21 protein-coding genes are annotated in these 24,693 nt (G+C 30.8%); 4 read left to right on the forward strand and 17 right to left on the reverse strand.

From position 1 onward, the window contains the following. Positions 1-28: 28 nt before the first annotated feature. Positions 29-1,693: a helix-turn-helix domain-containing protein gene (locus BMY33_RS20195; RefSeq protein ID WP_091411908.1), complete on the reverse strand. Its 1,665-nt coding sequence runs from the start codon at positions 1,691-1,693 to the stop codon at positions 29-31. A gap of 217 nt (positions 1,694-1,910) precedes the next feature. On the opposite strand from BMY33_RS20195, the gene BMY33_RS20200 reads away from it, so the two are divergent. Further along, positions 1,911-2,516 (forward strand): LytR/AlgR family response regulator transcription factor, encoded by a 606-nt coding sequence (locus BMY33_RS20200; RefSeq protein WP_091411910.1) that lies wholly within the window; start codon positions 1,911-1,913, stop codon positions 2,514-2,516. A gap of 77 nt (positions 2,517-2,593) precedes the next feature. On the opposite strand, the gene BMY33_RS20205 is transcribed toward BMY33_RS20200, so the two are convergent. Next, positions 2,594-3,574, reverse strand: a complete 981-nt coding sequence (locus tag BMY33_RS20205; protein WP_091411911.1) for a hypothetical protein — start codon at positions 3,572-3,574, stop codon at positions 2,594-2,596. A 66-nt stretch (positions 3,575-3,640) separates the two neighbouring features. After that, positions 3,641-4,213, reverse strand: a complete 573-nt coding sequence (locus BMY33_RS20210) for a conjugal transfer protein TraO (protein WP_170837141.1) — start codon at positions 4,211-4,213, stop codon at positions 3,641-3,643. A gap of 295 nt (positions 4,214-4,508) precedes the next feature. On the opposite strand from BMY33_RS20210, the gene BMY33_RS20215 reads away from it, so the two are divergent. Beyond that, positions 4,509-6,044 (forward strand): leucine-rich repeat domain-containing protein, encoded by a 1,536-nt coding sequence (locus BMY33_RS20215; RefSeq protein WP_091411914.1) that lies wholly within the window; start codon positions 4,509-4,511, stop codon positions 6,042-6,044. 97 nt (positions 6,045-6,141) lie between these two features. Here the strand turns inward: BMY33_RS20215 and BMY33_RS23615 are convergent, their stop codons facing one another. The 7 genes from BMY33_RS23615 to BMY33_RS20245 all read right to left on the reverse strand — a co-directional run bounded on the left by BMY33_RS23615 (position 6,142) and on the right by BMY33_RS20245 (position 15,682). Next, a complete protein-coding gene (locus BMY33_RS23615; RefSeq protein WP_170837142.1) occupies positions 6,142-6,285 on the reverse strand; it encodes a hypothetical protein in 144 nt (47 codons plus the stop codon). Between the two features lie 36 nt (positions 6,286-6,321). Further along, entirely contained in the window at positions 6,322-6,501 is a 180-nt protein-coding gene (locus BMY33_RS20220; RefSeq protein WP_091411915.1) for a hypothetical protein, read from the reverse strand. 263 nt (positions 6,502-6,764) lie between these two features. Beyond that, positions 6,765-7,634, reverse strand: a complete 870-nt coding sequence (locus tag BMY33_RS20225; protein ID WP_091411917.1) for a hypothetical protein — start codon at positions 7,632-7,634, stop codon at positions 6,765-6,767. A 52-nt stretch (positions 7,635-7,686) separates the two neighbouring features. Continuing rightward, a complete protein-coding gene (locus BMY33_RS20230; protein ID WP_091411919.1) occupies positions 7,687-8,223 on the reverse strand; it encodes an SMI1/KNR4 family protein in 537 nt (178 codons plus the stop codon). 1 nt (position 8,224) lies between these two features. Then, a complete protein-coding gene (locus tag BMY33_RS20235; protein ID WP_091411921.1) occupies positions 8,225-12,934 on the reverse strand; it encodes a DUF6531 domain-containing protein in 4,710 nt (1,569 codons plus the stop codon). 9 nt (positions 12,935-12,943) lie between these two features. Continuing rightward, positions 12,944-13,801: a hypothetical protein gene (locus BMY33_RS20240; RefSeq protein WP_091411924.1), complete on the reverse strand. Its 858-nt coding sequence runs from the start codon at positions 13,799-13,801 to the stop codon at positions 12,944-12,946. A gap of 18 nt (positions 13,802-13,819) precedes the next feature. Further along, entirely contained in the window at positions 13,820-15,682 is a 1,863-nt protein-coding gene (locus tag BMY33_RS20245) for a type VI secretion system Vgr family protein (protein WP_091411926.1), read from the reverse strand. Positions 15,683-16,026: 344 nt separating this feature from the next. Between BMY33_RS20245 and BMY33_RS20250 the strand changes: the two genes are divergently transcribed. Both BMY33_RS20250 and BMY33_RS20255 read left to right on the forward strand, forming a co-directional pair. Then, complete coding sequence (locus BMY33_RS20250; RefSeq protein WP_139195708.1) at positions 16,027-16,446, forward strand: hypothetical protein; 420 nt, start codon at positions 16,027-16,029, stop codon at positions 16,444-16,446. Positions 16,447-16,555: 109 nt separating this feature from the next. Next, the gene (locus BMY33_RS20255; RefSeq protein WP_139195709.1) at positions 16,556-17,602 is read left to right on the forward strand and encodes a DUF6340 family protein; all 1,047 of its coding nucleotides are present in this window, start codon (positions 16,556-16,558) and stop codon (positions 17,600-17,602) included. Positions 17,603-17,667: 65 nt separating this feature from the next. Here the strand turns inward: BMY33_RS20255 and BMY33_RS20260 are convergent, their stop codons facing one another. The 7 genes from BMY33_RS20260 to BMY33_RS20295 all read right to left on the reverse strand — a co-directional run bounded on the left by BMY33_RS20260 (position 17,668) and on the right by BMY33_RS20295 (position 24,693). Beyond that, positions 17,668-17,901, reverse strand: coding sequence for a DUF6095 family protein (locus BMY33_RS20260; RefSeq protein WP_091411930.1), 234 nt, complete (start codon positions 17,899-17,901; stop codon positions 17,668-17,670). Further along, positions 17,891-18,703, reverse strand: coding sequence for an N-acetylmuramic acid 6-phosphate etherase (gene murQ / locus BMY33_RS20265; protein ID WP_091411931.1), 813 nt, complete (start codon positions 18,701-18,703; stop codon positions 17,891-17,893). The genes BMY33_RS20260 and murQ overlap by 11 nt, the downstream gene beginning before the upstream one ends. 25 nt (positions 18,704-18,728) lie before the next feature. Continuing rightward, positions 18,729-19,550 (reverse strand): DUF4249 family protein, encoded by an 822-nt coding sequence (locus BMY33_RS20270; protein ID WP_091412160.1) that lies wholly within the window; start codon positions 19,548-19,550, stop codon positions 18,729-18,731. A 4-nt stretch (positions 19,551-19,554) separates the two neighbouring features. Continuing rightward, positions 19,555-21,924 carry a TonB-dependent receptor gene (locus BMY33_RS20275; RefSeq protein WP_244543067.1) on the reverse strand — a complete coding sequence of 790 codons (2,370 nt, stop codon included), beginning with the start codon at positions 21,922-21,924 and terminating at the stop codon, positions 19,555-19,557. A gap of 423 nt (positions 21,925-22,347) precedes the next feature. Continuing rightward, positions 22,348-23,019, reverse strand: coding sequence for a hypothetical protein (locus BMY33_RS20285; protein WP_091411935.1), 672 nt, complete (start codon positions 23,017-23,019; stop codon positions 22,348-22,350). Positions 23,020-23,063: 44 nt separating this feature from the next. Further along, the gene (locus tag BMY33_RS20290) at positions 23,064-24,155 is read right to left on the reverse strand and encodes a DUF4097 domain-containing protein (protein ID WP_139195710.1); all 1,092 of its coding nucleotides are present in this window, start codon (positions 24,153-24,155) and stop codon (positions 23,064-23,066) included. Beyond that, entirely contained in the window at positions 24,136-24,693 is a 558-nt protein-coding gene (locus BMY33_RS20295) for a hypothetical protein (RefSeq protein WP_091411939.1), read from the reverse strand. The genes BMY33_RS20290 and BMY33_RS20295 overlap by 20 nt, the downstream gene beginning before the upstream one ends.

The raw sequence follows: 24,693 nt of genomic DNA on the forward strand, positions 1-24,693 counted from the left end.
TAATAAAAAGAGTTTTTATGTTTAAATATCAGGGTTTTATGTGCTTTATAAAATAAGAAGGATATATTCCTGTTTTTTTATGAAAAGCTGAAGAAAATGATTGAGCATTTTTAAAACCTACTTCTTCTGCAATAGCTTGTATGGTATATGATCTTAATGATTTATTAGAACTAAGTTGATCAATGGCGTAATCTATTCTTAAGTTATTCAAGTAATTTGCAAAATTTACATTTTTATAGACATTGATGATTTTTGATAAATATGCACTATTCGTTTGTAATTCTTTTGCCAAAGAATTTAATGTATAATGCTTTTTAGCAAATTGTTTTTTATCTTCAAAATTGTGAAGGTTTTTTAGAATTGTTTCTATTACATCTGCAGGAATATCTATATCAGGTCTTTTAGTTAATCCTTCATTAACATTTTTAATAAGCTCTGATTTATCTGTTTTAGGTTGTTTTAGTAACTTCTGAAAACGTATTTTATTTAAATAACTTTTTCTAAATCCATAAATGGCGATCAATACTAAAATAATAGATAATACTATTAAAAAATTAATTGTATTATTTTTTAAGAAAGTATCTTTTTCAAATTGTTTTATAAGTTTTTCTTTTTCAGACTTTAGTTCAGCGGCATCGTATTTTTTGGTAATATTTCTTGTTAAGTTTACTTGATTTGCGTGTTTAATACTATCAAGTTCTAACTGCGTATTAATGTATTCTAGCTGTAACTCATAATTGTTTTCAGATTTTGCAAATGCCCTTAAATAATCATAAACACTAATAATATCTGGTATTACATCTTTTGTTTTTCTTAGTATGGTATCGGTTTTTTTAAAATAAAAAATACTTTTTTCTTCATTTCCAATATCTTTATAGCTTCTACCTATATAGTAATCACAGGTTGCTATTCTTGTTTCTAAATCATCAAATTGTTCAATTAGTTTTTTTCCTTTTTGCAGACTATCAATAGCTTTCTGATAATTGTTTAGTAAATATTGATGTATTCCCGAAGTTACTAAAATATAAGAATAGACTGTAGAGTCATTTGTTTTTAAGGTTTCATTTATTCCTTTATCAATGGCCGTTTTTGCAAGCTCTAAATCTTTAATATGAATGTAAGAATCTGCAAGTGCAAATAAAGCACGATTGTAATTAAATTGATCTTGGTACTCCGGGTTTTGTTCGATAAAATTTATGTATTCAGAAAAAATAGTTAGTGCTTCTTCTCGATCACCTGACATGTTTTTTAATAACCCAATATTAAATTTTGCTAATAAGTATATTCTATCATTACCACTTTTTTTAGCGGCTTCAGATGCTTTTATATATAATTCTAGAGCTTCTATATATTGTCCTGTTTCATAGTTGACAACACCTTTTTGTAAGTAGCTTACGGATGGGAATCTGAAGTAATTTTTATTTTTTGTAATATTAATTACACTATCTATATAATTGATTTTTTTATTAGGTTGGTATAGAGATAAGAATAGGTATGCATTGGCCATATTTAGTGTGTCAGATTTACTAATGGCATTGTTAAGATGTGTTTGTATAATTTTTATTTTTAAAGAATCTACTTTTTCTTTTCTTATAAGTTGTACTAGCTCGGTATAATTATCCTGTGCAATCACAAATTCACTAGCCAATAATAGTAGGATTAAATAAATTATCGATAGATTTTTAATCTTCATCAGTAAAGCACTTTTTTAACAGTAATTTTTTAAGATAAACTATATCATACGAATGTAAAGATTTAATAGCTATCTAAAGAAACAATTAGAGTAATTTATAAGGAGTTGAAATTTATAAATTTCAACTCTCAATTTATAAATACCAATAATAAGTCCTTGTATTATAGAGTATATCCTGATTAGCTTTGATAAAGTGAACATCAAAAAAGCAGGTACTATGAAAACTTATAATATAGAGTCAGATGATTCTTATTTAAAAGAATTAGATATTGATCTTAATGATTTAAAAAACACATCGCTAAGTAATTTGAATGCATCACTTACTATACAAAAACAGATAATCAAACATACTTCAGATGGTATTATTGTTGGATTTTATATCAAATCAAAACATGCTAGCTTAGGGTTAACTAAAAAGGTAAACTCTTTGTATAAAAATTCAGTATTGTCTCCTGAGCCTTTAGAAACCAAAAAAGTAGAAGAACAGGGTACGGAACAATCTACTTACTTGTTTATTAAATGTGGAAATAAGCTAATTAAAGTTGCAATAGATACTATTATTTTTGCTCATACAGATTCTAAAAATTATTGTTCTATTATCACTTCTGATGGTAAAAAATTATCAGTGCGTCACTCCATAACTAGTTTACTAAAAGCATTAAACCGCAAATTTTTTGTTCAAACTCATAGATCTTATATTATAAACTGGAATATGATAGATTCATTTTATGAGCAAGATCAGACAATAGAAATTCAAAATTATCATATTCCGATTGGTAGAACGTATAAAGAAGAACTCTACAAAAGAATAAGAATAATATAACGCTATAAAAAGATTCGTCGAACACATGATTTTAGTTCGGCGAATCTTTTTTCAATACACAAACAAGAGTTTCGTTATTAATTTCTCTTTCCATCAAATGATACACGTAGAATTTCTCCGTCGATTTCTAGGTCATTAAATGTCATATCAATTTCTATTGCTGAAGAATATTCACCTTCTACTATAACCGAGGTATACTCATCAAAATCGTTTTTTCTTCCGAATTGTATATCGTGAATGGAAGGTATGCCATTACTAAAGTCCAAACGATATGTTTTACAACCTGTCTCTATGATGGTACATATTCCTTTTCGTGTTTGGGTGGCGAAAGCTTCGAGTTTTCCCTTATAGATGCCAATAGTTTTTCTAGGAAGATTACTAATTTCCGAAGAATTACAGTTTAATAGCATACCATAACTATGATTATGCTCTAAAATACAACTAGTAACATCACTGTTTCCATTAGAACTTGTATTGATGCTTACATTTCCAGTTTCTAAAGAAACATTTCCATTTGTTATTGAAACTCCTGTATTTCCAGTACTTAGTGATAAGTTACCATTGCTGTTCGTTATTTCTGATCCTCCGGTGTTTAAATGAATGTTATTACCAGTTAAAATATCAGTATCATCATATATGTCATTATCTTCGTTAATACTACTTCCGGAAAAAGCTATTGTATTAGTAGCTGTAGATCCTATAACAAGATCTCCTTCTTCATCAACTGTAATAGCTAGGCTTTTACCATTATAAATAACTGTGGATGTATAGGTGTCATCATTTTTAATAAACTTGATACCTGATATAGAAGGAACTCCATTACTAAAATAAAAAGCGTATGTTCTATATCCTTTTGTTTTTATAATACAAGTACCTTGAATATTAACTTTTGTCCGTTTACCACTAGTAGAAAGAATACCGGTATATTCAGTAATTAATCGTTCTGGTAGTTTTGTTTTTGTCTGTGCGGACATAGTAAATGATTGATTAATCAATAAAAAAAATAGTACAATAGGTAGTGTGTTTTTAATTGATTTCCCGTAATATGATTTTTCCATTATTTTATGTTTTATTTAGTAAGAAATATGCCCGATTTTTTATTTAGAAAAGTTGAATTCCACTTCTTATTTTAGAATTAACTTTACTCCTAAACCTGCATAAGGTGTAAACTCACCAATTTCGCTATTGATATGATAGATTTCATTTAATTTTATGTTTAAAGTGATTACCGGCGAAAGAAAAATATCGGCATCTATACCGGCATATGCTCCGTAAACAATATTTTTTGTTTCTATAGTTAGTATTTGATTATTTTCTATAGAGCTATCATCTTCATTGATGATTTCATATCCTACGGTACCTCCAGCTCCTAGAGAAAGCGCGAAGGTTCTTGAATTATTTCTTAGGATATCGAAAAAGAAACCTGTATTAAATGAATATGTATTTACAGGGATATCTATATTATTTTGTTCTAAAGTTGCAAAACTACCTTGTAAATTAAATTGCAGGTAATCAAAGTCATTAACTTTATAATCTCCGGTAATCATTCCGCCAAAGCCATTCTGAACAATACCTCCATTTATAGAAAATGCCACTTTATGACTCTGAGCTGACAATGAAGGCGAATATGACCAAAACATAAGGGATGTTAATAATGTATATAGAAATTGTTTTTTAATTCTCCTCTTATTATTCATTCGTGATATTTTGTTTTTCAAAGTTTTAGAAAGCATTATAAAAACGAATTAAAAACTTATTGTAATGTCATATATTATTTTGAGGATTTTGGTTTGGATTTTATGGATTAATGTTCAGTTTTCGGGGTTTTGTGTTTATGATATTTTTCTGTGAGATATCGATATTTCTAACTTTTAAAAAAGAGGAATCGTTCATCCACAAAATCGTGTCATTAGACCACTGGGCAAATTAAATGATCAATTTTTCAAACATATTTGTACTAATAGACGTAGTCTTTAATCTAAATATTGATTTATGAAAAATTTGTATTTGAGAGTTTTTGCAATATGTGCATGTTTAATTCTTTCGTGTACTAAAGAAATTGAAGCGGATCTGATTACCACTGTAATAGAAGATGATTTCGAGGATGTAAATAATGTGTTGTTAAAAATATTAAAAGATAATCCTGATAACACCCTTAATTGGAGTGATAGTTTAGACAATATTAATAACTGGGAAGGACTTGTTATTGAGAATGATAAACTAATTGGGTTGGATATAGAGAACAAAGGAATTAAGGTACTTACTCCGACAATTAATCTGTTAGAAGATTTAATAGTTTTAAAACTTAAAAATAATGAGTTAAGCAATATTCCAAATGAATTATTTGATTTAAAAAAGTTAGAAAATTTGTCACTATCAGGAGGAACCAATCTAACGATACAAATAGATGATTTTTTACCAGGCCTATTTTCTTTATCAAATTTAAAAGAACTTGATTTAGATCATTTTGAAATTAATGAAATAGAAGGAGTTGGGGCTTTGAATCAGTTAGAAAATTTAATTTTAGAAGACATTCCATTGGATGTTATTCCTAGTGATATAGGACAGCTTATACTTTTAGAAGAAATAAATTTTACGAATAATAATTTTTTCGAAATCCCTGAAGGTTTTTTTAGATTAACAAATTTGGGAAGTATTACTCTTATCAATAATAAGAACCTGACTACTATACCCGAAGGGTTTGGAGTTTTTACAAGATTAGATTCTTTGACCATAACTGGAAGTGAAGGAATACAGAAGTTTGTCAATAGTATTTCTGAAGCTGTTATACTTAAGAAATTAGATTTGTCTAATAATAATATAGGTTTTTTAACAAGCGAAGATGGTATTATTCCTGATGAAATAGGTATGTTATCTCAACTAACAGATTTAAATTTAGAGAATAATCATATTAGTTCTATAAGTTCTAGAATCGGTGAACTAGTAAATCTAAAAACAATTAATCTTCGTAATAATGTAGTTACAGATATCCCTAAAGAATTAGGTGCATTAACAATTCTAGATGTATTAGATCTATCAGGAAATCTAATGCTTAATGAAATCCCTGAAGAAGTATGCAAATTAGAAGATCTAGGAGCTATTATTATTAGTGAAGGAGAATGTGGAGACTTAAGAGTAAGTTCTGAATACGGTTTTAATACGACAGAAGTAGGCGTTAGTTCTCTGTTTTTTATAGATGTTGTTTTAGATGCTGTTATAGATCCTGTTTTTGTTGATGGTGATGGTCCCTTTGATTTAGATTTTGGGGAAATAGGTTTTGAAATCCATGAAGTGAATATTGAAGATGTTTTAACGAGAGAAGATACACTAGATCAGGTTCTTGTTAACCAGACTGCGACACAGCAATTCATTAATGGAACTAATAATTTATCTTATGAGCTTATATCACCTTCGGTACCAAATAAAGATTTGCCAGAAGGAAGAACATATCGTGTAAGATTATTTAACACAGAGTTTAGTAATGTAAAAACATATTTGCCTGCATATGAGTTAACGGTTTTAGAATAGTATATTATTTAATTTGATATCATCAGTCAATTATAAAAAACCTTCATCAATTTTTAAATTGATGAAGGTTTTACATTTTTATTTGATAATAGAGTTATTAGCCACAATTTCTGTGTGGACAAAAGAAAGGCATATTAGTGACAACTCCACAATCACATCCATCATATCCTCCATTTACTGTTTTCTGAGCTTCTTTATTTAGGATTTTCACTCCTTCTAAATTTAACATGTGTTTTTTCATTGTATAAAAATTTAAGTTATTAATAGTGTTTAGTGATTATCTTAAGACACATAGTTTACCAAAAGGAGAACTAGGAAAAGAAACACAATGATAATTATAACTAGCAGTAAGATCTATACAATCATTATTATTATGGCATGGTAATAATCCTCCGTTAATTGTTTTTTGCTGTTCTTTAGTTAAGGAAGTTCCTAAATTTGATAAGTTATTTATCATGATGTAAATATTTAAGTTAGTTTATTACACGATGTAATAAGTGTATTTAAGATATTAGTTAGAAAAGTGATACGATCTTAATAGAGGATTTTTAGTTCGAACTTGTGGATGAACTACAGTTTGATGTGGAGTTTTTTTAAAGAATGGAGCAGTAGTTATTTGTTTAATGAGTGTATCTGAAAACTTTAAGTAACTGTAGAATAGAAAAAGAGAATTATTATTAGCTTTTAAAAATATAATTTGAATAGGATACATAAACCTGCTTAGATACTAAATAGGCTATTGTCATTATTTGTTGATTTGTTTTTATTAACCGTATTGGGTTTTGTTTTTACTTTGGGTGAAGTAGGAGGGTTAGGGTATTTTTGATCCTTGCCAAGTTTTTCCCCCATAACCAAAGAGGTTTTAATATCTTTTTTAGGTTTTGTAGTTTTCTCTAAATTTAGAAGGCTGTTGTCTTCAGATTTATCTTGAATAGGTGTAGGTTTATTTGCCTTTTTTAAAATAGGTTTAGTAGAAGTTTTAGCTATACTAGATTGTTTATTTTCCTTCTCTAATTGTTCTGTAGATTCCTTAAACTGTTTTAGAGGTGATGTTTTTTTCTTTTTTTTAGTAGAAACCTTAGTAATAGATTTGGTTCTGAGTTCTTCTTTTGGAACTGTAATATCTCCGAGGATTCTAGATGATTTAGTGGTTTTTTTAAGTGTTGGTGTTGTGCTTTTTGAAATAATTATTTTTCTAGTAGGTGGTTCTTCTTCCCTTAGTAGATAGTCATCCTCTTCTCTAAAGGCTATCATCTCGTCTAGGGTAAATTCTCCTATAGGTACATCCTCAAACCCTTGAAAATGAAAAATATCATCTTCATTGTATACTTTTTTTATAAAAACAGAACACTCTTCTTTAGTTGCATAACGTTGTCGATGTAATGTGTCAGGTACAACAGGATGATCAATAATCCATTTATTTTTTGCTAACCATTTGAAAATAATTACGTCATCATAGACATTCAAAAAACCGATATAGGATTCCAAATGATCTGATAATGCGTGGAAATAGTCTATAACATCATGCGCAATTATTGATTTGTTTTCAAAAGTTACTTTTCTAAGAGTATCATTATAATAGGTTTTCATAACTACTTCTTATACTTTTTATTTTAAAATTTAGTTTTAAAACATATAACCATTATTCTAGCTTGAATGGTTTAAAACTTTGAGGGTATGGATTTATGCTAAATGGGAGTATTTTTTTAAAATTTGTTTCTGAGGTAATTTTACTGAAGAATTCATATAAATTATTTGCAACTTTAGTAAATCCTAGACCTCTGAAATCAGTTATGTATATATCAAATTCATTTAAATTACCATTTTCAATATCCCAAAATAGGTAATGCCCATTTTCGCTCATTGCAAAAGGAACTAAATTCTTTAACATATTATAAGATATATCTGGTTCTAGATCAAACCATAATTCATCTTCATCGTCTAAAACATCTTGATATGTTTCACGAATTTCTTCAGTTCTGACAAAAAAAGAGTCACCAAAATCATCCATAGGAATATAGATGATAAATAGATTGCTCGATAGTCCATATCCAAATTCCTCAACAAATTTTATATATGAATCTGGGAATTTCTTTCCATTTTTAAATTTGTAAGAATATAAAGATTTTAAATCTCCATTTTCAACATTTTCATTATTTTTCTTTAAATCAAATTTCATTTTATCTCGGTTTACAACAGCTTGTATTTTGTCTTAATCCATTAGGTATAGTTGTATCAGCTACTACATCACCATTTTGATCTATTGCATACATGCTGATTGAATTAGGAACAGGATTATCTCCTGTATAATTCGGTGTAACCTCTACAAGAATGGTATCTCCATTTTTAGCAAGCTTCGTTATTTTATTTTCTACTTTTGTCATTCCTAATTTGGAGTGATTTGTACCATCTGTAATAGTAACTATATTCCCAGGATGGGATCCACTTCCTCCGTGATTATTAGATATTAAATGTCCTCTTTGTTGGTGATAGGGGTGTCCACCTCCTTGCCATCCTGGAGGATCATATGAACCTGCGTCCGTTCCAGTTCCAAGTACCGAAGCGTCCACTTCAGTAAACCCTCCTGTAGATCTTCCTAATTCATCTAGAGGGAAATATTCAGGATCTAATCCAAATTTATCTAACCAACTATTTACATCCTTTACATATGCATATTGGTTAGGATTTTTACCTGCTAGACCAATGGGATCTTTGGATATATATATACCTTCTACAGGAGAATAATATCTATACCTGTTATAATATAACCCTGTTTCTATATCTTCATATTGACCTTGATATCTAAATGGACAATCTTCCAAAGAACCAATAGCAAGGTTACGAACTTTTCCATAGATATCATATTCTGCTTGCCAGGTTTTTTTACCAGCTTTATTATATATTTCTATTGGAGTACCTATATGATCCGTTATTATAGAGAAGGTGTCTTGTGATGTTATTTTTGCAGCAGGTCTAAGAGTATTTTGATCAAATATCCAAGTAATCAAATTTTCTATAGGTTCTTTTTTATCTTTAGTAATATTACCGGAGACATCAACTATAGACTTTGGTTTATTTTGCAAATCATATTTCCATTCGTGTAAAGGAGCATTACCATCCCAGATCCATCTTACAATTACACCACCTCTCGACTCCGCTCGAGGAGATAATATTTTTTTTGCAGTACGACGACCTAGTGCATCGTATTCAAATTCTATTGTAGTTTTATCTGGTTTGGTAAGACTTTGTAACATTCCCCCAGCTTCCCAATTATATTTCCAAGAACCTTCAGGACCGCTTTTTTCTATCAGGTTACCTTCATTATCATATACGTAATTGGTAAAACCAGACCTATGGAGTTTGCCGTTTTTACCATATTCACGATCTTTTTTGTTTTTTGTTCGATATAAATTACCCACTTCATCTGGAAGTTTATAATCATAACTCCCATCTTCATATTGAGCAGAAGCTAAACTATTAAAAGCGTCATAACTAAAATTTGTAGCTTTATTTGTAAGGTTATTAGTGATTCGTTGTAATTTAGAATTTACATCCCAGGCATATAGGCGATTACGTTGCTCACTACCATTACTGGTGGTTCTATGTTGTTTAAGGCTTCCTGATCCATTATATTCGGAACTATTTCTTATTCCTCCAGGAAGCACTCTTTCAGTTTCCATACCCAAGCTATTGTATGAAAAGTTAGCTTCCCAAGGATTATCCTGTTTGATATGAGCAGTCATTCTAGTTACTTCTCCTGTAACTGAATGCTCAAAATTAATGTTAGCACCTAAACTACTTTTGATACTTGTACGTATTCCCAATTCTCCATATTGACTAGTTACAATATAACCATCTTGATTTTCAGATAGAATTTTCCCTACTTCATTTCTATTAAATTTTATATGACTGTTTTGGTTTACCGCTTCAATTAGCATTCCATCTTTATTATAAGAATAGGTAGTCCAATTGCCATCCTGATGTTCTACACGTGATATTCGACCACACAAATCATATTTAAAGTTACTGTACTTACTATCTGAACGTTCTACTTTAATAACTTTGCCTACTTTATCTCTCTTAAATTTTTGGATGCTATTATCATAGTTTTCTTCTTGAATGATATTTCCTTTAGCGTCCCGAATAAAGTTAAAGGATTCTCCTACATGATTAATTACACCTATTAATTGGTCCTCATTGTTATATCTGAAATACATTTTTTCACCATTTTCTTCTCTTGTTTTTAGACTTCCTATTGGTGTGTATTCAAAGCTAACCGTACGATGTTTGTCAATAGTTTTTATAATTTGATCATACCCATCATACTTTAATTGTATTTCATTGTTATCCGGTAATTTTATATTGATGATCCTCCCTAATAAATCGTATGAAAAATGTTGTTTTTGTTTTTTATGATTAATTGCAGTGACACATTTACCCCATTCATCATATTCCCAAGTGGATATGCTTTTATTAGCTAATTCTAGTTTAATTAGATTATGATCTTCATCATAAAATAATTTGGTTTGATTGTCTTGATCATCAAAAATTTTAGAAATCATTCCTTTTTCATTATATGAAAAAGTAGTCATTAAACCATCTGGTGATATTATAGAATCTAATTGGTCTCTCTTATAGTCCTGTATTAAAGTTCCTCCTTCTGGTTGAATGAACAATTGTAAACGTCCTTTTTCATCAAAAGTGTAATCGGTGGTACTACTGTCTGGTTTTTTTATAGTAGAAATATTACCTTTTTCATCATAAGAATAAGTAGTTTCATTTTTTTCTTCATCAATGAATCTGATTAGGTTTTGATCTTTATCATACTCGTTTGTAACTTCTCCTCCCAAAGGGTCTATAATTTTAGTGGCGATATTACCTTTATAATAATATAGTGACGAATAACCAAGAGAATCTGTAACAATATTATATCCTTTTTTATATTCTATATAGTAATCTAGAACACCTCCATCTCCCCAGTTATGTATACATTTAGATCCCGAAGTCACTCCATCATATTCCCAATAAAAAGTATGGCCATTACGATCAGTTTTAGAAATCATTAAATGGTTTTTATATGTTATTAGTGTTGGTTTGCCCAGAGTGTCAGTTATTGAGACCATATCTCCAGAATCATTATAATCATAATTAACAAGTGTTTTTTCTTTTGATTTGTGATGTATAGATATCTTAATAATATGATTACGCTTATTTGAATAAATTTTGATTACTCTTCCTGCAGTATCTATAATTCTATGCAATCGTGAATCTATATATTGGAATTGAATAAAGACACCTTTCAAATTAGTAAGTCTAATTGGACGATATATGTTTGATCTATTTTCTAAAGTATAAATTAGTTGTTTTACATGATCAAATAATTCATATTTTCGATTTGCTAATAAAGTAAGAGTTAGTTTTTCTGAACGATTATAATTTTGTTTTTTTTCATTAGTGAGATTGTGGAAAAATGCAACTCGACCGTCTGGTAATGTGAGCATTAATTCATCATTTTTCTTTTTTAGTTGTATATCATAACTATGGTGACAACCATGTCCAAGAGGTCCAAAATATGTAGAATCTGAATACCAATTTCGTTTCCATTGAATAGGGATAATGCCAGGAATATTGAAATCAATATAATCGTAAATCACAGTTCCTGTAACGACATCAATTGGGTCTCCCGCTTCACATCGATTATTCGAGTTAGCGACATTGGTTTCTTCTGTTTCTTGTGAATCTGATCTATCATTATTTTCAGAATTCGATCCATCAGTATTTGAATTTCCGTTCTGAGTTTGTTGATTTGGTTTACTGTCTACATTAAGGTTTCCATCCCCTTTTTTCTTAAATACGGTTTTAGCTTTTAATACCGCACTTCTGGCACTTGTTATGCCGCCCGCGACCATAGTGCCTTTCTCAACAGCATACATAACTGCAGGGGCAGCGCCATCGATCATACCAGTAGTTCTCTCTTCTTGAGATAATGATGTATCATTAAATGTTTCAATACCATCAGTCAACCCCGATCTAACATCCCAATATCCTTGTAACATATAATCCATAGGAGCTTCTTTAAATTTATCAACCTCCTTACTAAAATGTTCAATTCCTTCACTCGCACTTTGTATAGCTTCCTGACGCTCTTCTTCAGCAATATCTAATATGGTTTCTAATTTATCATCTGAGGTTTCTATTCGTTCACCGTAGTTCACTAGTTCTTGTGCGGTGTTATAAGCATTGCTAGCTCCTTCATCCACAGATTCAATTACAAAATTCATGGCTTTTGATCCATAATGAGTTGCTTGATAGGTTAAATTATTGGCAACATCAACAAAAAACCGGGTGCCATTTTCTACTCCCCAATCGGCTCCTTTTTTTATGATGGCTTCTTGTGCATCTCCAGCTATTTTAGAAGCCCCTTTGAATAGCCCTATTGCTTTTTTCCCCAACCATGAATTACCGGCAGCCTTAGCAAGACCGCTAGCAGGTGCTGTAAGCATAGATTCGACATTGTTTAAACCATTTTCTATAGATCCGAAAAAGCTATTCTCATCAGGGATAGGAGGTTTTGGGGGGGCTATTTTAATAGAAATCATTCCTGGCCCAGTTTTACAAGCTAATATACTATCGCCTGTCAATAACCTTTTACCACTAGATCTTTTTTTAGAATCTGACAAATAGTCCCAAGCTTCAACATCAGGTTTACAAGCTTGACCTTTTACGCTACAGGTTCCAAAACCAAGGAAATCCATATCTGTTTCAATACCTAATGGCTGTGTTTTTAATTTTACTTTTAAATCCTTAATCATTAAAGCACAGGTGCTTCCTGGAGGAGCGCCAGTGCACATAAGTTTGGTTGTACTTGGAATACATTTATGTCTAGCCATGATACTTTTTTATTTTTGCATTACTGCATTTGTAAATTGATTAAAACTATACACTTCACCTATTGAGACATTCAATACTTGATAACTACTATTAATATTATTTTCCTGATTTATATAAAACATTTCAGAACAATCGCAATTAATACTTGCATTCATAGAAGGGGAACTGTAAATCTCTCTATACATTTGTTGTATAGCAATTCTTTCAAAAAGAGATTCTTTAATAAACCCGGATCTGCCAATTATTCTTTCACTATTTTTAGATTGGTCTTTTAAATATTTTGTAAGCATATTAAGTGGGGCAGAAAAGACACCAAACAAATATGGAATTACTTTAAATTGAAGTGTTCCAGTAGTTAATAATTCTAATTCATCAATATAGATGGGAGGGAATAATAAAGAACTAATTTCTGATTTAATATATAATGTCAAGAAATTATCTTGTTTAGACATTATGAGGGACATTTTTTCCATAATTTGATCAATATCTTTAGTTTTCTTAAATGTTTTTCTAAAATTCCTTTTAATATCTTCCCATATTTCAACGATCTCACCAAAGTTTACTATTGAAATAATTTGACCAATTTCATTTGTATATAAAATAATTTTTTCTTGAAGTTTAGATAAGTAATCATCCATTTCTTGATTACAATCTGTTGTTTTTCTTTCCCTTGTGTTCACTAAAACCTCGAATAAATATCCGAATTCATCTCTTTTTAGAAACCGTTTAGAAACCTCATAAGCAATTATGTTCTCTTTATTAGCACCCATAGAATTAATGGTCTGTTTTGTTTCTATTCTGTACTTAAAGGAATTAGTATTTATAGGCAAAGAAAATTTTTGCTTTTTATTTTTAACTAGATTCATTTTAGGGTTGATTCTGGATTAATTAATATCTACTTCTCCACCATCTAATTTGACCGTTTTACCTTTAAATTTAGCCATACCAATTGCGGCTACTGCCACACCAACTGCTGCAATGGATATAGCAACCCCGGCCTGTATATTGGCCATCACGGATGCGCTAATCGAAACTCTTTTTCCTTTAATAGAAGTCGTTTTTCCTTCTAAGGATGCTCTAGAACTGCCTTTTGCACTAAAACTACTGCCTGCATCCAAACTCATATTACTAGCTGCATTAGCACTAAAATTACTACCGGCACTAGCAGCAACATTACTACCTGCATTCATCGTTAAATTATTACTCGCCTCGATAGCAATATCAGTAGAGGAGAAGGTGATTTTATTTGGTGCATTGATAGTGATTTCTCCATTACCACCCATTATTATTGTATTACCACTAGGGTCTGCGATGGTAACACTACCATCTGCGTCATTAAGGGTTACTTGATTACCACTTCTTGTTTTGATGGCTTTTAGATGATTATTTCCACTTTTAAAACTTTCAGGAACAGATGATGCGTTAGTTACGCTTCCTTTTACAATAGGTAATTCCGCATTGTCACCTTCATGATCCACAATAACTTCATCTCCTTTTTCAGGAACAAAATACATTCCTTGGCCTGCACCACCAGCTAGACTTGCCTGTCTAATCCAAGGAGACGTTTCTCCTGTTTCTTTTTGCCAAGCATATTGTATTTTAACACGCCCCATTCCTTCTGGGTCTACATTATCTACTACAACCGCTGTCTGCGATTTACTTTTTGGATATGCTTTAATAGAAGCTTTTGGATAAACATCTGTTTCTGCAGTAATAGCTTCAAAGGTGTTCTCGTATCTGCCGTTTTCACTGCAATTATGTGTTATTTTGGTAATTCTGTAACCTCCATAAGATGAGGTCTCTCCGTCTATTATTATTTTACTCCCAAGGGCAATACTGGGATTACTACTTTTTCCGGAGACTTTTATTTGATTTACTTCATTAGCTTGTTTTTGATGTAATATTTGATCATCTATTCTTGATTTCATTTGTGGATCATCATGAGCACTCACAAAAACCTGTGTTTCTTTCTGAAATAACTTGTTACTCTTTTGATTGAGGGTAGAAATAAAACCTTTAGAATTAGAATTCAACTCGTTGGTTTTTACTTCGTGAAAATTATCTGTTAGATAATCATTGGTAAAATATTTAAAGTTATTAGGTATAGCTTCTAACTTCATAGATAACTCTAATAAATCATAACCATACCGAAGTTTTATAGGATCATTGTTTTCATGTTTCCCAAATACCAATTTAGATCCATCATAATAAAACCATTCTCCGTATTGTGCTGCCAGTCTACTCGCGTATTGGAAAGCGCTTTCTTCTTTTTGAACACTATAATGTATGGGAGTAACTTTTTTGGGAGAGATATTACATTGTAAAATTCCTTTGTCATATCCCGTAAACGTTTTTTCTAAAATCTCTGAAATTCCTATATCCTGATGCGAAGCATAATGTGGTCCATCATCAGCAATTATACTACAACTTTTGCCTAATATGTGTATTAAATCTCCTGTTTTATGATAAAAACCTTTTACTGTATTAATAGATGTTACAATACCTTTAAATTCGAGTATTTCATTTTCAGAAAACCCATTGACGGATTGTATTTTTAATAGAAAAATAGCCCCCAGAAAGTTAATACTTTCTCCAGAAATATGATCAGTAACTTCTTCTAGTACATCTTTTCTACAAACTAATTCGAAATTATGATGTGCATCTATTTCTTGAGAAAGAGAGAGTTTTTTAAAAGCAGGGATGGGATCACCATCTATGAATATTTGTACTTGTGTGTCAGTTGCCATAATTATATTGATATCGGAATTATCCAGTTTACTAGTTTAATTTATAATTATTAGAGGGAAATAATTTCGAAATGAGGATGAATGGTTACTAAAGCAGGACGTTTGTAGTAAATTTTGTGGTTTTAAAGAAATGCTTTGTAATTATCTCATAGATAATAAATAATGATGTGTTTTTAAATACTATACTGAACACTTAGAATAAAGTCTATAGTGAGATAACAATGTTCCTTTAGGATTTACTGTTGGTCAACAAAATCTCTTCAAATGTCCACAGCTTAATTTTATTGGATGAGAATAAAATTAAGTTTACCTCAGGTTTAATAATTTATTTAAAATTAAAAGCAATGAAAACTCAAAACAATTTTTTTAAAAACTTAAGTAAAGTAGTATTAGTGTTATCTGTTTTATTTATTTCGTCATGTGGTAGTGATGATGATGGAACACCAGCCGAAGCATTTGTTACACTTCCTACACAAGTACTAACATCTTATACAGGTAATTTAGTATATACTCCTGGTGATGGTTCAGGTCCAACTATTAATACGAGTGGTACTGCTACTGTTGCAGTATCTGGTAATACATATACGATTAGTTTTAGTGATGGAGTACCCTCGCTTAGCGGACTTGTCTTCTTAGCTGGTTCTAGTGATAATTTTGTATCTGCTTCTGCAGGTCAATCTACAACTGGTATTTCGGTAGAAGACGGAGATTTAGCTGTTGGAGCAACTATTAGTGGAAATACGTGGGCATTTTCTACTAATTAATTTTTTTATTCAAATATCTCTAGGGAAAGGGTGGTTTTGGGGAAAACCATCCTTTTCATTTTTGTATTTCAAAATGATGTTATATAGCTAACTAGTAATTTACATAAAAATGAAAAACATATTCACATATAAAACTCTTGTCTCTGCTATGGTTGTTCTTATTGCTGTTGGTTGTGGTAGTAAAAAATCATTAAGGACAGAAGTTATAAAACCTCCGATTGTTACATTGGATTCATCCGTTAAAAAAATAGGTATCCTTAATAGAAGTATACCTTCTGATGAAAATGTAGGATTGGACCAAGTAGATAAAATATTATCTATAGAAGGTGCTAAACTTGATGAAGATGGTGCTAGGCAAGCTATGATTGCATTAAAAACAGCATTGCTTCAAAATCCTAGATTTACTGAAGTTACTATATTGTCTAATTCATTAAAAGAAAACCCTGGAGGAGGTATTTTTCCTTCACCTATAAGCTGGGATCAAATTAATGACCTTTGTAAAACTAATAATATAGATGCTGTTTTTACTTTAGCTTTATATGATACAGATGCTAAAGCTTCATACACAGTTGAGAACAAGAAAATAGAGGGGCCTTTAGGAATAGAGCTTCCGGCTGTAGAACACAAAGTAAGCATAGATACTAAGATAAAAACCGGATGGAGGATATATGATCCTATTCGAAAAAAAATTAGTGATCAATTATCTGTTAATGAAAAGACTAAATCTGTAGGAAAAGGAATTAATCCAATAAAAGCAATTGAAGCTGCTACGAATAGAAAACAATCCGTTTTGCAAATTAGTCAGAAAATAGGTAGTGATTATGCATCGAGATTATTACCCTACAAGGATAATGTATATAGAGATTATTATGTAAAAGCAACACCAAATTTCGAAGTTGCAAAAAGAAAAGTAGAAACAGGGCAATGGGAAGGAGCTGCTGAGTTATGGGAAAAAGAAACTAATAACTCTGATCCAGAAATTGCAGGACAAGCTTGTTTTAATATGGCTTTTTATAATGAAATAAAAGGAGATTATACCAAAGCTATCGAATGGGCTACAAAAGCTTATACAGATTATGAAAACAAAAATGCATTAAGGTATATTAATGATTTGAAAGAAAGAATTGAGGATAATAAAATTGTGGGAGATTACTAGCTATAGCATACTCACTGATATTTAGTAAATATTTACAAAGAAATTAAAATTGTATTGTCCGAATTCTATTTCTTTCCGAATATAGAATCCATTATTGTTTTTAACCCTCTAAATGCCATGAATATAGCAAAAGCAGCTCCGATTAATCCCAAAATTAATATGGGATAGTAATAGGAATGATCTTGATTTTTAAAAGCAGAATGTATAATTACAGGACTAATAAACATAAAAATCAGCGCAATTGCCATACGCTGTATACCTTTACCTAACAATTCTTTATCTGTTCTTTTAGGCTCCATAATTATCTATTGCGTTTCTGACACTTCCATACTTTTCTAATAATTCAGCGGCCAAGGTTCTTTCTATTTTTAGCTCATCCATAATCATTCGAGTACCACGATCTACTAGCTTATTATTACTAAGTTGCATATCTACCATTTTATTCCCTTTCACTTTTCCGAGTTGTATCATGGTAGATGTTGATATCATATTTAACACTAATTTTTGGGCAGTTCCAGCTTTCATTCTGGAACTTCCGGTAACAAATTCTGGACCAACAGTTACTACAATTGGATATTGAGCTGTCTTGTCTAAAGGACTTCCTTCATTACAAGTAATGCAACCAGTAATAATATTTGATGCATTACATTTTTCTAGGGCTCCTATCACATAAGGAGTAGTTCCTGATGCTGCAATACCAATAACAACATCTTTTTCTGAGATTTTATGTGCTTCTAGATCTTTCCATCCTTGTTCCGTACTATCTTCTGCAAATTCTACAGCTTTTCTGATAGCCGGATCTCCACCAGCAATTAAACCAATAACCAGATCATAAGAGACCCCAAAAGTAGGAGGGCACTCGCTCGCATCTACGACACCCAATCGACCACTGGTACCAGCTCCCATATAAAAGAGTCTTCCTCCGTTTCTTAGTTTTTCCACAATCTGAGATACTAATTGTTCAATCTGTGGGATAGCTTTTTCTACAGCATTTGGTACTGTTTTATCTTCCTTGTTAATGTTAGATAATAATTCAGAAAGATTCATCTTTTCTAGATGATTGTAGTTGGAAGCTTGTTCGGTTATTTTGGTAAAACTCATGCCTCAAAAATACTGATTTTCCTGATTATTCTTCTATTGTAAACTGAAAACGATTAGCTGCAGATAGATTAAAATACCCCAAAGCGTAATTGTCCGGGTTGGTTGTATTAATAATATTTCCTCTTATTTGCGCAGGAGGCGTTTGGAAAGGGTTTCCACCTTCTTGTTCACTTTGTTCAATTAATATATTAGAGTAGTTATAGTATCGCTGGTCAATTCCAAGAATTTTTATGGTTACTTCTTCCCCGCCAACCATATCTTCATAGAAGTAAGAAAAATTAAAAGACTCTCCCTGATAGAAGCGATCTTCACTAGGAAGGTATAAGTTAAAATCAAAATCAAAAAGATAGAAATCTTCCCTAGTCCCTTCATCAGTAAAGAAAACAATTACTTCAGTTTCATCACCATCAAATAAAGTTCCATCGCCTTGCTCTACATTATCAATTGCAACAGTAGGAATTAATTGAGTTGTAGCTTTATAGGTTTCTTGATCATAAATCACCGTAAGTTCATAATCAATATCAAACTCAGGGATTATATTTGGATCTTCTGGAATAAAGTATCCAGGTTCGTTTAATGATTCTATGAAATTAATAATAGAATTGTCTGAGAGATTGGTGACAAATACAGTTGCATTACTTACTTTAGGTACATCATCATCAAAAAAAGGAGCTGATAACGTTAGTCTTACACCACCTAATGAATTTATTGGAGTCTCATCTAGGTAGATTTCAAAGGAAGCATCTATAACTAACTTTGGTTCTCCATTAGGAACATCAACATCAATAACATCTTCACAACTTGTGATTATAGAAAGTCCGATTATAATATATAATAGCTTTTTCATTGTGTTAAAATTTAAAATTATAGGTGATAGCTGGAACAATCCCAAATATAGAGGTTCTTACAGCTTCGTTTACTCGTGTTTCTGTATTTTGGCTAAAGGCAATGGATGCGGCATTTCTACGATTGTATAGGTTATAAATACTAAAAACCCATTCTCCTTGCCACTTCCTGTTTTTATTTTTTCGCGGAGTCAATGTAGCCGAAACATCCATACGGTGATAAGACGGTAAACGTTGATCGTTTCTTAAACCATCATATATTGGTACTACCAATCCTTGAAATTCAAATTGTCCTGATGGATAATTAGTAGGTTGCCCAGTTTGGAATAAAAAATTAGCATTAAATTTCCATTTTTTATTCAGTTCATAACTTCCATTAAAAGAAATATCGTGGGTTTTATCAAAAGGAGTATTATACCATTCCCCATTGTTGATACCTGTCTCTGTTGGAGTTCTACCAGGTGTGCGTTGTTCTGATTTAGACAATGTATAAGCTAGCCATCCTTTGAACTTACCTTCATTTTTTCTGATCAAAAGTTCTAAACCATATGCTCTTGCTTCTCCATTAAGTATTTCTTGTTCGATTGCATCGTTAGCAATAAGTTCAGCACCGTCAATATAATCTATTCTATTTTTAATGTCTTTATAGAATACTTCTGTTTCGATCGAATATGCATCGTCTTTAATACTTTTAAAGAACCCTAACGCATATTGATTTAATAATTGTGGTTTTACATATTTTCCACTTGGCGTCCATACATCTAAAGGAGTAGGGGAGCTAGTGTTAGATAACAGATGTAGGTATTGAGCCATTCGATTATAACTAGCTTTTACAGAAGTATTGTCATTGAAAATATATGCTAACGCTACTCTTGGTTCTAGATTAGTGAAGTTCTTGATTTGAGCACTTCTACTAATTCTTTCTGTACCAATTGGATTGGCAGCTTCATAAATCTGTAATTCCTCATTGAATAAAAGAGGATTGTCATTTTCATAAATATTTAATTCGTCTTGACCTAATCTAGTAAAATTGCTAAGTCGTATACCATATTGTAATGATAGCTTATTGGAAATTTTGTGTTCTGCATCAATGTATACTCCTAATTCATTGGCGTATTTATCAATTAACTTATCTCTGATAATTCCAGAGTCTTCTCTGTTTGGTTTTATCTCACCAGGATTAAATCGATAGTATATATTATTGATACCATAGTTAAGTTGAAAATTATCACTTAAATAATGCTTTAGGTCGTACTTTAAATTAAAGTTTCTAATACCAGAATCCCATTCGAAACCTACAAAATCAAGTTCTAAACCGTAAAAATAATCCGAGTATATTAAGGATAAATTGGAGAATAACTTATCTGAGAATAAATGATTCCATCTTAAATTTAAAACTGTGTTTCCATACGTATTTCTAAAACTTTCACTTATAGAAAAAACATCTCTACCAAAATATCCTGACAAAAAGATGTTATTGTTTTCATTGATTTTGTAGTTTAATTTAGTGTTGAGGTCATAAAAGTATGCGACATTATCATTACCATCATCTACAATTGGCAAAAATAGATGAGCATACGATGCTCTTCCTCCAACAAGAAAAGCTCCTTTGTTCTTTACAATTGGGCCTTCTGCTAATAACCTACTGGAAACGAGTCCAAGTCCACCATTAATATGATATTCCTTGCTATTTCCTTCTTTTTGATAAATATCCAATACAGAAGATACACGTCCTCCATATTTTGCAGGAATTCCTCCCTTATAGAGTTTAATATCTTTGATTGCATCCGGATTGAAAACAGAAAAGAATCCAAATAAATGTGATGAATTAAAAATAGTGGCTTCATCTAATAAAATTAAGTTTTGATCAGCCGCACCGCCACGAACATTAAATCCTGATGCACCTTCACCACCACTAGTTACACCCGGTAAGAGTACAATAGATTTAATAACATCTGCTTCACCAAGTACTACGGGAATTTGTTTGATCGTTCCAGCGGTTAGTTTATTAAGACTCATCTGCGGATTTTTAATATCCACTTTTTCAATATTCTCTGTAATAACAACTTCGTCTAACATTTCTGAAGCCTCAGTTAATTGAAAGTTTAATTTTTTATCTTCATTAAGTATAATTTCCTGTACAATGTCTTTAAAACCTAAGTAACTTATCTGTAGTTTATAAGTGCCTTCTGGTAAAGTAATAGAATAAAATCCATATTCATTGGTTACTACACCTTTTCCCATTTCTGGAAAGAGCACATTAACACCAATTAATGTTTCGTTACTAGATTGTTCTGAAATAGTACCATTGATCGTAAATTTTTCTTGACCTATTATGGCGCTATTAGCTAGTAAACATAGTAGTACTAGCCATATATTGTGAGTGAGATGTTTTTTCAAAAGAAAGTTTTTTCAGTAGCATTAATAGAATAGACGCCCTAATCTAAAATATGTTACGTATTTAGAGTATATAAATATATTGCAATATGTTGCTTCTAATTAAGATTTCCAGCAAAAACTAATGGGAAACCATTCTTCGGTGTATAAAGTATTACTATTTGTGGGTTTAATACTTGATTTGCGTTTAAGATATACTTGGTTGTTTTCTGAAAATACATAGTTAGTATCTATTTTTTTGGTTCTTAGAATAACTTTAGTTTTCATTTGGGGCTTTGGTAACATTTCTTTCTTATATAAAATCATTGTATCAATTTTTGTGCCTAATTATATCTGAACTATTTTTTTTAAACTTTGAATGGTTGTTTTTGTTAGATGTTTTCAGTTTTATTATTTTGATTTCTAGTTTTTTGGAGCCTTTTTCTTATATCTGTTTTTACCCAGATTAAAAACTCCAACTTTTACTCCTATTCCTGCAGAAAATCCATTTATTCGATCAATTCCACTAGGGTGGATATCAAATTTACTTGAGAATCTATATTTCACACCTGCTTCTAATTGCAGAAATCTAGATACATTAAATAGTAGATTTATTCCTGGTTCAGCAACAAAAACGGCATCCCAGTCATAATCATCTTCATTGAATTCTTCATCTTCATTGAATTGACCATCTATATAACCTACACCACCAAATCCAATTAGTAAAGGAAATGATAGGTTTACTCTCGATTTACTGAAGAATATGGGTTCTAAGTGCATTCCTGCATATCCTCCAATTAAATCTTCGTTATTAGAAATTGATATTCCGGGTAGGTTTTGTTGGGAGTAAAACCCTTTCATTCCAAAACCTACTTCGAACTGTCTATTAGCTACATATGCCAGTTTAAGACCAATTAATCCTGTATCTTCCCCATCAATTTCTCCATAACTTGCACTAAAACCAAGGTAAACTCCGTGAACAATGTTTTTACGGTCATTAAACTCTATATAATTATCATCGCTTCCTTCTTGAGAATGCGTATTGTATATATTAATCAATAGAAAAATGATTAAGAATTTGATTGATTTTTTCATGAGTATTGATTTGTTTTATAATTGGATTGATAAAATATTTTTGATTATTCTTTTAGTATAATTACTCCTTTTCTACCCGTTATATGAAACGTTCCTTTGTTTGTTTCTATTCCATATGTGGCTCGAATATCACGTAATCTTTTTTTGCTATCTAACACCTTGTTTTTGATGTTTTTAAAGGTTTTAGGTATTCTTAATAACCCTTGCTCCAGTGATGCACTAAAATCAAAGTTAAGTTCTGAAATGTTGATGTTTACTTCCGAGGATTTTTGATTGATATTAATATCTGCATTCTGCTTTAGTATTTTCTCTACTCTAAAGTCAGCAACATCCATTGTGAGATTAATAGTGTTTTTTAATTTTTCAATGATGATATTAGTAAACTCAAGTTCTCCTTTAATCTCATCGATAGTCTCTATTGAAACTTTGTCTTTACTGGAGTAAATTTCTAGATTATCCACTTGTTTTATGGTAATTGTTGATCCACTACTTATTACCCTGAGGTTTTTAGAGGTTTCGTGGTCAAATTCACTGTTTTTTAATTCAATTTTACCATAGGTAATGGATTTTGTGTGTAGTTTTCCAAACTTCAGTTCGATATTTGCGTTCATAATTTCATTATTAATCCACATATCACCATGTTGTAAATTAGTTTTTAATTTCCCATTCCAATCATTAATAATAATATCACCAAATTTATTAGTAAGTTGAATTTCTGCATTTACGGGAAGATAGATGTGATAATCTATTTGTATGTTTCCTTTATCAAAATCGAATGGATTAACGCGATTAAATACTTTAGAAAAGAAGCTGTCACTTTTTTCTTCAATATTTAAAAATATACTTAAGAAATCATCTGAAGTATTTAAGATTGGCTGTATACGCCCTAAAAGATCTTTTGCATCATCTTTATCTTTTTTAGAGACTGTGATATCAATAGTTACTTTTGCTTTATTTTGATCCCACCCGTTGATGATAATGTTCCCGTATTTATTTTCTAATTGTAGTTCTCCGGCATTTGAAAAATCATAAATCTTTTGTATTGATTTAGATAATTTTTCCTGACCATTAGTATAATGTCCGGTAAAAAGTATCAAGACTAAGATTATTAGTTTTTTATAAAATATATCCTTCATTTTCATCGGATTTTCTCGAATCTTTAATTTGTTCCAAAAGATTCTCTATTAATTCAATTCTTTTTTTATAATTCTGAACTATGGCTTCTAGGATATACTCATTATTTAGATTAGCAGTCATTTCTTCCTTTAGCAATAGATATTCTTGATCGAGTTCATCCATAAAAGAGAGGAAATCTTCTTTATCATCTTCTGTGAGTTTAGCGTTCTTTTTTACCAATTCTACCTGAAATGAAACAAGTCCTTTATAATAAGTGTCAATATCTTGTAACTCTTGATTCATTGCTATATGTTGTTCAGTTAAATTATTTGTTGAACCCATAAATAAATTAATTAAAGAAAACGCTCCAAAAATTATAAGAATACTCGCAGCTATTTTTGCATAAGGAGACTTCCATAGTTTTATAGTCTTTACCTTTTTAATTTGCGGCGTAATATCGAGCTCTGATTCAATACGCTCCCAAAGCTTTGCTTTGTCAGCTTTATATTCATCAAATAGAAGCTTGTTTTCTTTTATGTTTTTTTCAAAATCATCCAT

It is taken from the genome of Aquimarina amphilecti, assembly GCF_900109375.1.
Classification (GTDB): domain Bacteria; phylum Bacteroidota; class Bacteroidia; order Flavobacteriales; family Flavobacteriaceae; genus Aquimarina; species Aquimarina amphilecti.

Coding starts and splice junctions, on each gene's coding strand:
- BMY33_RS20195 (WP_091411908.1), bottom strand. CDS start 1,693: ATGAAGATTAAAAATCTATCGATAATTTATTTAATCCTACTATTATTG.
- BMY33_RS20200 (WP_091411910.1), top strand. CDS start 1,911: ATGAAAACTTATAATATAGAGTCAGATGATTCTTATTTAAAAGAATTA.
- BMY33_RS20205 (WP_091411911.1), bottom strand. CDS start 3,574: ATGGAAAAATCATATTACGGGAAATCAATTAAAAACACACTACCTATT.
- BMY33_RS20210 (WP_170837141.1), bottom strand. CDS start 4,213: ATGAATAATAAGAGGAGAATTAAAAAACAATTTCTATATACATTATTA.
- BMY33_RS20215 (WP_091411914.1), top strand. CDS start 4,509: ATGAAAAATTTGTATTTGAGAGTTTTTGCAATATGTGCATGTTTAATT.
- BMY33_RS23615 (WP_170837142.1), bottom strand. CDS start 6,285: ATGAAAAAACACATGTTAAATTTAGAAGGAGTGAAAATCCTAAATAAA.
- BMY33_RS20220 (WP_091411915.1), bottom strand. CDS start 6,501: ATGATAAATAACTTATCAAATTTAGGAACTTCCTTAACTAAAGAACAG.
- BMY33_RS20225 (WP_091411917.1), bottom strand. CDS start 7,634: ATGAAAACCTATTATAATGATACTCTTAGAAAAGTAACTTTTGAAAAC.
- BMY33_RS20230 (WP_091411919.1), bottom strand. CDS start 8,223: ATGAAATTTGATTTAAAGAAAAATAATGAAAATGTTGAAAATGGAGAT.
- BMY33_RS20235 (WP_091411921.1), bottom strand. CDS start 12,934: ATGGCTAGACATAAATGTATTCCAAGTACAACCAAACTTATGTGCACT.
- BMY33_RS20240 (WP_091411924.1), bottom strand. CDS start 13,801: ATGAATCTAGTTAAAAATAAAAAGCAAAAATTTTCTTTGCCTATAAAT.
- BMY33_RS20245 (WP_091411926.1), bottom strand. CDS start 15,682: ATGGCAACTGACACACAAGTACAAATATTCATAGATGGTGATCCCATC.
- BMY33_RS20250 (WP_139195708.1), top strand. CDS start 16,027: ATGAAAACTCAAAACAATTTTTTTAAAAACTTAAGTAAAGTAGTATTA.
- BMY33_RS20255 (WP_139195709.1), top strand. CDS start 16,556: ATGAAAAACATATTCACATATAAAACTCTTGTCTCTGCTATGGTTGTT.
- BMY33_RS20260 (WP_091411930.1), bottom strand. CDS start 17,901: ATGGAGCCTAAAAGAACAGATAAAGAATTGTTAGGTAAAGGTATACAG.
- murQ (WP_091411931.1), bottom strand. CDS start 18,703: ATGAGTTTTACCAAAATAACCGAACAAGCTTCCAACTACAATCATCTA.
- BMY33_RS20270 (WP_091412160.1), bottom strand. CDS start 19,550: ATGAAAAAGCTATTATATATTATAATCGGACTTTCTATAATCACAAGT.
- BMY33_RS20285 (WP_091411935.1), bottom strand. CDS start 23,019: ATGAAAAAATCAATCAAATTCTTAATCATTTTTCTATTGATTAATATA.
- BMY33_RS20290 (WP_139195710.1), bottom strand. CDS start 24,155: ATGAAGGATATATTTTATAAAAAACTAATAATCTTAGTCTTGATACTT.
- BMY33_RS20295 (WP_091411939.1), bottom strand. CDS start 24,693: ATGGATGATTTTGAAAAAAACATAAAAGAAAACAAGCTTCTATTTGAT.